Source organism: Candidatus Cloacimonadota bacterium, from assembly GCA_020532355.1.
In the GTDB taxonomy this organism is placed as follows: domain Bacteria; phylum Cloacimonadota; class Cloacimonadia; order Cloacimonadales; family Cloacimonadaceae; genus UBA5456.
This window is the reverse complement of record JAJBBD010000005.1, coordinates 1-2,912: the sequence shown is the minus strand read 5'-3', so window position 1 is coordinate 2,912 and position 2,912 is coordinate 1. Positions and strand designations below refer to the sequence as shown.

The window sequence follows — 2,912 nt, the reverse complement described above, 5'->3', positions numbered from 1 at the left end:
TGGGCACATTATTAAGGGTGTAGGTAACCCAGGTGGAGCAAACGGTGGTGGGGCCTGAAACTGGACCATAGTTTACTGTTATCGTTGCAGCTTTATATGGTGAATAAATTTCACATATCTCGTTATAGGCCCTAACCTGCACAGTTGCTGATTCGTCAGTATAAAGGGTTGCAGATATACCACTCCCTGAAATTGTACCCTTATTTGTAATCCATTCATAACTTGTCGCACCAAATGCCTCCGGTACAGTTAGTGTTTATCCATTGGAATTATAGGTAAACGATTGATTGGCTAGTTGAGGAGTTGCTATTCCAGAGGGTTGAGTAGGGTAAACATTAAATATAGCACTTTCCATCTGGTTATAATTATTATCTTTAGGTTTAAAGTTACCCAGCTCATACCATCCATTATAATCTCCATACCATCCCCAATTACACCAAAAGTAGTTATGATCAATCGTAACCCCATCAATTACCCAGGAATGGCCATATAACAAATCACCCCCAATTTCAGCACCCCCGGCACTGTACAATATAGGACTGCCAGCATGCAGTTCATCTACAAGCATGCCCTTCCAATTGCTAAGGTGCCATATTCTCCATTTTACATCTGCGTCGTTATCCATGCCCCAGTAATTTACAAAGCCATCCTTAGCCCTACCAGGCGTGGAAGAAGAACCGTTAGATTTGTATTTTGTTAAACAGGAAACTCCGGCATGGTATATTAATTGGGCATTAAGTTCATCTCTTATTTGATTATCCATATCCAACCACGAGTAAGTTGTTGCACCAAAATTTGCATGGCTAACAAGTCCATTCCATACCCAAGTAAGGTTTCCGGTGGGGTTAACCCTGCATTCCCAATAGCGCAAAATTTGAGCCATGGCCACAGCGGTGCAGCCGGCAGGATAATTATTTGGAACTGAATCATTGAAACCATATCGTTGCCCCCATTCGGTGTCAAGCATTGGGGCAACATTGGAGGTTACAGACCTTAGCTGGTTCTGGTCATAAATCTCTTCCCATTGTTTTTTGATATCTTCATCCTGAGGATTTCTGTCATTTTTTATCTTCGATATTTTGCTTTTATACTTTTCCAACAAATAATCTAATCCCGGAGGTAAATCAGCTTCCCTAAAATCGCCTTTAGGGCAATAACCCAAATATGGGGGTGCCCCTTTATCGCCAGATATGATTGCGAAGCCCCCTTTTTCGAAAGGCACAATATACAGCAAGGTGTCTACCTTCTCTTGTTCAGTTTTCCTGATGTTTCCCAGCGGGATAATTCCTTTGGTATTAGTTAACCTGCCTGAGTTGTGCTTTTTAAATATAATCTTTGCAAGCTCGGAAGCATCTTCTTTCTTAACTTTTTGTGCCAAGCTAAAAAACGGGCATACAAATACCAATGTCAAAAGTGTAAACAAATATTTTTTCATAGGGTTCTATTTTAAGCGTTCAAAGTACTGTCCAATCTCTCCGTTTCGTATTATTTCGCTTATCTCCACTGAATCCTCCAGCGTAAAGGTGGTTATACATCTATAAAGTTCTAAGTATGGGTCTTTATCCAGGATGTATTTCCGTAATGTGTCATACGGAAGTGCATGGCCTGGGTTATTCATTGCAATTTCTTTTAAAAGGACTTCTTTGAAGGTAAGAGAGAGATAAACATCTGTTAGCTTAGCGGGACCGTCAAGTACATAACCATTGACAACTTTTTGCCTTCCGGTATAAATGGTATCTTCATTTAATCCCGACCACAAAGTTTTATCCCGTTCCCAACAATTTTTAGCCCATATTTCATCTCCAGACATTCTTATCATATATAGATGCCTGTAATCGCCTTTTGTTTTGTGTAAGCTCACGTTGCCTGTTACGGGAGTATTATACATCCAATCGCAACCATTTAGCAGATTAAAAACTATTAAAATGATGCTTAGTTTTATAATTTTTGTTTTCATTTTTTTGAAATTTTATGGTTATACAAATTTGCAAAAATATATGTGAATTTACCCTCCACCTCCTCGTTAGCAAAAGTCGAAAGTTTATAAAGCGAAAAGGTACATGAGTTCACTTTTAAACTCTTACCCCTGAGCTAGGCGGCGTTACCTGTCTGGTGGGGTAAGTATTCCTATAGCTTACTGGTTTTAAGGGTATAAACTGCAAACAAGTTACAAGCAATTTGCTAGAAAAGCAAAAAATTAGGTGGTTTTTAATTGTAATTTTTCCAGCTAAATGTAGGGTGCTTAAAATCAACAGGTGTACAAACTCATTCTATAATTTCTAAACTAATACGTTCAAACCCCGTTCGGCTCCGGTTAAATCTGAGCCGAACGGGGGAGAGGGAACTCTAAAGATGCCCAAACAGCATCTAAAAATTTACTCCACTATAAGCTGAGTGGCATAGCGCTTGGCGTTAACAACCACTACCACCTAATACGAGCCAGAACGCCAGCCCGCCACGTTGAGGCGCAGCTCGCAGGCAGGTTATTGATAGTGAAGGTGGTGTTGGAGGTGCAAACGGTGGTGGGGCCGGAGATGGGTCCAGCTGTAGCCGCTATATTCGGTTCGCCAACGGCTGTATAAGCAATTTTTGAGTTTGAAATAGTAGCTGGAGCCCATCTGTTTATCTCCTGCGCAGCTGAGTTGTAACGAACATAGTACGTGCAGTAGGTTACATCAAACCCCGTTTCTGTAACATTGGTTATTTCAGCATAAGGATAACCGTCGTTTGGGCTGGCAAAACTAAGGCAGGCACTCTGACGTTCCCTTATCCATACAACCGGAGGTGAGCAGAACGGAACTTCAAAATTTACGCGTTTAGCTATTTTGTACCTGTCAACATTGAAATACATACCTGCGGCAAGGTTCCAGCTGCTCCCAGTATAAAGCCACCTATTTAGGTTGGTTTTGGTG

Annotated in this window: 3 protein-coding genes; all 3 read right to left on the bottom strand. The window is 41.0% G+C overall.

Annotated elements, in window-relative coordinates; genetic code table 11:
- Positions 1–256: 256 nt before the first annotated feature.
- Complete coding sequence (locus LHW48_00115) at positions 257–1,435, bottom strand: C10 family peptidase (protein MCB5258865.1); 1,179 nt, start codon at positions 1,433–1,435, stop codon at positions 257–259.
- Between the two features lie 6 nt (positions 1,436–1,441).
- Complete coding sequence (locus LHW48_00110; GenBank protein ID MCB5258864.1) at positions 1,442–1,957, bottom strand: hypothetical protein; 516 nt, start codon at positions 1,955–1,957, stop codon at positions 1,442–1,444.
- A gap of 465 nt (positions 1,958–2,422) precedes the next feature.
- On the bottom strand, positions 2,423–2,912 hold a 490-nt coding region (locus tag LHW48_00105; GenBank protein MCB5258863.1), incomplete at its 5' end, for an H-type lectin domain-containing protein.

Bases quoted from the DNA above. Each gene is read 5' to 3' on its own strand.
- LHW48_00115 (MCB5258865.1), bottom strand. From the start codon at position 1,435: ATGAAAAAATATTTGTTTACACTTTTGACATTGGTATTTGTATGCCCG.
- LHW48_00110 (MCB5258864.1), bottom strand. From the start codon at position 1,957: ATGAAAACAAAAATTATAAAACTAAGCATCATTTTAATAGTTTTTAAT.